Consider the following 4499-nt stretch of genomic DNA (forward strand, 5'->3'; position numbering starts at 1 on the left):
GCACCTGTTTGCGGTGGGTGTCGATGGCTTCGGCGCGTTCGGCGATGCGTTGGCGCAGCGCGGGGGTGAGGCCGGTGTCGGCGTCGGGGAAGGGGAAGGTTTCGAAGCAGCGGGTTTTGTTGTAGCGCGGGTCATTACCAACTCCAAGCCTTCCGCCCTGCGCCAGCGCCCAGACGATGTGCACGCGGCTGGACAGCACGCCGAGGTGGAAGGCATCGTCGCTGGCGATGGCCACCAGCATGTTGTCAGGCAGGATGGAGGCGTCGAGGAACTGGAAGGTGCGGTGCTTGGCGGTTTCGACGGTGGCGATATAGCGCGGCAGGCCGACGAGCTGTTTGCGCATTTCAGGACGGGGTTTGCCAAACAGCCACCACAGCCGTGCATAACCTGCACCGTCTTTGGTTGTCGCCTTGACATCGCGTTCGGGCTTCACCCGTTCGAGCAGCCATTGATAGATCGCCGGGTAGCGGCTGCGCACTTGCTCGGCGTCGAGGCCGAAGAGGTCGATGACGAGCACGCCGCGCGGGGTGTCGGTAAGGTCGCGGCCATTGCGGTAGGGGCGCACGATCTCCCCCTCCCCGCCTCCCTCACGTTGTGGAGGAGGAGCAAGACGGGCTGTGTTTGCCCCCTCTCCGCTTTTGGGGAGGGCCGGGGTGGGGAGCAGCGCGGCAGCTTGCTCGGGGGTGACGATGAAGCCGGCGCCATGAAGTTTCACGCCCGGGGAGGAAAGATTGGTGTCGGCCTCAAGCACTTGAGCCGTGGTGAGGTTCGGCCCCACCGTCAAATCCGCATGAATCAGCCCGGTCTGCTCGCGCAGTTGCACGGTCATTTCGCCATACTCGCCGGGGGTTTCGGCGATGACGGTTTGCAGGTGGCCTTCGCCTGCGCCGGGTTCGGCCACGGTCATGGCGATGCGCACGGCGGCGCCGCTGGCGCTGTCCACCCAGGGGTGGTCGGGGATGGCGTAAACGAGCTTCAAACCATATTGGATGGCGCTTTGCACCACGCGGCGGTTGAAGGTCTGGCGCAGGCTGTTGGTGGTGATGAAGCCGAAGCGCCGGGCTTCGCCCGCGGCGACTTTGCGCGCGGCGGCGTGCCACCAGAACATGACGAAGTCGGCGCTCTCGGGCATGTCGGGCCAGACGGCGCGCAGGGCGTCCACATAGCCGTCGCCGAGGGCTGCGCGCATGGCGGCGGCGCCGATGAAGGGCGGGTTGCCGACGATGTAATCGGCCTGCGGCCAGTCGGCGGGGCGGGGCTGGTCGTAGGCCCATTGCGGTACTTGGGCGGCGGGGTCGGGGACGGGTTCAAAGGTGGCGGGGTGGGGGGTGTAGGTGCGGCCGTCCCAGCGGGTGCGGGGCTGGCCCTGGGCGTCGAGCAGGGGGCGCTGGGCGCTCCAGGCGAGCACGGCGTCGCGGCAGGCGATGTTGCCGTAATCGTGCACGACGGGTTCGGCCACGGCGCGGTCGCCGCGGGTGCGGATGTGCCATTGCAGGTAGCCGATCCACAGCACGAGTTCGGCCAGCGCGGCGGCGCGGGCGTTGACTTCGAGGCCGCGGAGCTGCTGCGGGGTGACGGTTTCGCCCTCTAACGCGAGTTTGTTCTGGGTTTCGCCAAGGGCGGCAAGCTGGTTGAGCACTTCGCCTTCGAGGCGCTTGAGGTGTTCGAGGGTGACGTAGAGGAAGTTGCCGCTGCCGCAGGCGGGGTCGAGCACGCGCAGGGTGCACAGGCGGTGGTGGAAGCGGCGGAGTTCGGCGCGGGCGGCGTCCATCTTGGCGTCGCGCGGGCGGCCGTCGAGTTCGGCGGCTTCGTGCGCGAGCAGCAAGGCGGCGGCCTGGGCGTCGGCCCATTCGCGGCGCAGGGGTTCCATCACGGTGGGCAGCACGAGGCGCTCGACGTAGGCGCGCGGGGTGTAGTGGGCGCCGAGGGCGTGGCGCTCGGCGGGGTCGAGCGCGCGTTCGAGCAGGGCGCCGAAGATGGCGGGCTCGACTTCGCGCCAGTTGGCGCGGGCGGCGGCGAGCAGCAGATCGACCTGCGCGCGGGTGAGGGGCAGGGAGTAGGCGTCATCAGTCGCGCCCTTGAACAGCTTGCCGTTGAAGCGCAGCACGGTCTGCGCCAGGGCGACGGAGAAGCCGCCGCGGTCCATGTCGGCCCAGAGGGCGGCGAGCATGCGCTGCAGGGTGGCGGGGTCGTCGCGGTGGCGCTTGAGCAGGGTGACGAAGCCGCCTTGGTCGCCCTGCCCGCCCTGCCCGCCCTGTGCACCCTGAGCGCCTTCGCCCGCGCCGGGCAGCAGGCCGACGTCTTCGGCAAACATGGAGAACAGGCAGCGGGTGAGGTAGGCGGCGACAAGCTGCGGGGCGTGGCCGCTGGCTTCGAGCGAGCGGGCGAGTTCGGCCAGTTGGGCGGCGACTTCACGGGTGACGCGGGCGCTGGCGCGGGCGGGGTCGAGGCCGAGCGGATCGAGCCAGATGCGGCACAGGGTGTCGCGCACGTCGGCGCGGGCGAGGTCGGCCAGCGCGATGCGGTGGCTGCGCGGATCGGGGAAGGGCGTGTAGGTGGCGCCGCTGCGGGTGAATTCGGCGTAAAGCTCGATCACCTGGCCGACATCGACCACGAGCAGAAAGGGCGGACGGCCGCCCGCGGCGAGTTCAGCAGGTTCGAGCGCGCGGGCGTAGCCCTCGGCCTGGGCGCGGGCGCGCAGCAGGGCGTCGTCGAAACGGCGGGTGTCGGCGCTGGCGCGCAGCTTTTTGGCTTCGAGCACGAAGGCGCCGCGCCGGTAGCAGTCGATGCGGCCGGGGCTGCTGCTGCCGTCGCCGTGGCGAAAGGTGATGGGCCGCTCGAACATGTAGTCGAGCTCGGGCGTGGGGTGCGGCACGGGCACGCCAAGCAGCTCGCACAACTCGCGCACGAAGCTCTGCGCGGTGGAGAGTTCGGAGGCGGTAACGCCGCTCCAGCGGGCGATGAAGTCGGCGGCGCGGGCGGCGTCGGGCTGCGGGGCTGCGGAGGGGGACGTGGAAAGATGGGCGGTCATGGCGTGGGCGGCGTTTGGCGCGATGGTAGGGCGACCGCGCGCGCTGCCCTGCGGGCTGGCGTTCGGCGGCTCATGAGAAAACGCCGGGCCGTCCCAAGTTTTCTCATCCCCCTCGGGGGGCCTGACGCGAACGCGGCAGGTCTGGGGGCGCTCTCAAGGAAACGCCGGGTCGCCCCAAGTTTTCTCGACCCCCTCGGGGGGCGGGCCGGGCGTAGCCTGGCCCTGGGGGCGTTCAGTCGTGCCAGTTCAGCCACTGCAGGCCGGTCACGCGGGAGAATTCGCGCCCGTTGCGCGTAATCAGCGTGGCCTGATGACGCAAGGCCGTAGCGGCAATCAGGGTGTCGTGCGGGCCGATGGGCGTGCCAGCGGCCTCCAATTCCACACGGATGCGGGCGGCCTGCGCGGCGCATTCGCTGTCGAAGGGCAAGATCTGCAGAGGACGCAGCAAGGCTGTCAACGCCGCCAGACGAGGATGCGCAGCTTCTGCGGGCAGGCGCATGAGGCCGTAGCGCAGCTCGTATTCCACAATGGCCGGCACGCCGATGTCTGCCGGGGAAAGCGCCTGCAAACGGGGCACGACCTGCGGGTCGCCGCGAAAGTAATAGCTGATGGTGTTGCTGTCGAGCAAGAGCATGGCGCGCGATCAAAAGCCCAGGCGCGGCACATCGGCGGGCTGCACGGCGCTGCCCTCTTCACGCAGCGGAAAATCAGCAAAGCGGCCGGCCAGCGAGAGGCAATCCTGCGGCCATTCCTGCGCGGCATATTTGCGGATGATGTCGGCCACCCAGCGGCTTTTCGATACGCCATTGGCCAGGGCGGCCTGATCGACCAGCGCTTGAGTGGCCTCGTCGAGATAGAGGGTGATTTGTGACATGGCGATCTCCCTGCAGTCAGATACGTATATGTGGAATTATACTTGATTGAATGACTGGGAGCGCCCAATCACATTGACTCAAGCCGCCACTGTCTGCACCGCACTACGCGCCAGCCAGCGCTGCAGCCCGGCCAGCAGGAGGCCGTACAGCGGCAGCACGCCGAGCACGGCCATTGCCAGCTTGACCGCGTAATCCACCAGTGCGATCTCCACCCAGTGCGCGGCCATGAAGGGGTCGCTGCTGGCGTAGAAGGCGATGGAGAAGAACAGCACGCTGTCCACCAGATTGCCGAACACGCTCGACACCGAGGGCGCCAGCCACCAATGGCGGCTACCGGCCAGCGTGGCGCGCAGGCGGGAGAACACGAAAATGTCGAGCATCTGCCCCACGGCGTAGGCGATGAAACTGCCCAGGGCGATGCGGAATACAAACAGGTTGAACCCGCCCAGCGCTGCCCACCCGGCAAACGCGCCGTCGTGAAAAATCACCGAAATGACATAGGACAGCACCAGCGCGGGCAGCATCACCCAGCGCACCACGCGCCGCGCCGGGCCCGCGCCGAGCAGCCGGGCGGTGAGATCGGTGGCGACGTA

Annotated in this window: 4 protein-coding genes; all 4 read right to left on the reverse strand. The window is 68.7% G+C overall.

Annotated features, from left to right (window positions below):
• Positions 1-3031: class I SAM-dependent DNA methyltransferase (locus AC2VLV_RS09390; RefSeq protein ID WP_486989737.1), on the reverse strand; the 3031-nt coding region annotated here is incomplete at its 3' end.
• A gap of 232 nt (positions 3032-3263) precedes the next feature.
• Positions 3264-3665, reverse strand: coding sequence for a type II toxin-antitoxin system VapC family toxin (locus AC2VLV_RS09395; RefSeq protein WP_013106239.1), 402 nt, complete (start codon positions 3663-3665; stop codon positions 3264-3266).
• Positions 3666-3674: 9 nt separating this feature from the next.
• A complete protein-coding gene (locus AC2VLV_RS09400; RefSeq protein ID WP_486989738.1) occupies positions 3675-3905 on the reverse strand; it encodes a ribbon-helix-helix domain-containing protein in 231 nt (76 codons plus the stop codon).
• A gap of 78 nt (positions 3906-3983) precedes the next feature.
• Positions 3984-4499: queuosine precursor transporter (locus tag AC2VLV_RS09405; protein WP_486989739.1), on the reverse strand; the 516-nt coding region annotated here is incomplete at its 5' end.

The sequence above is a fragment of the Thiomonas sp. TH-17 genome (assembly GCF_057473305.1).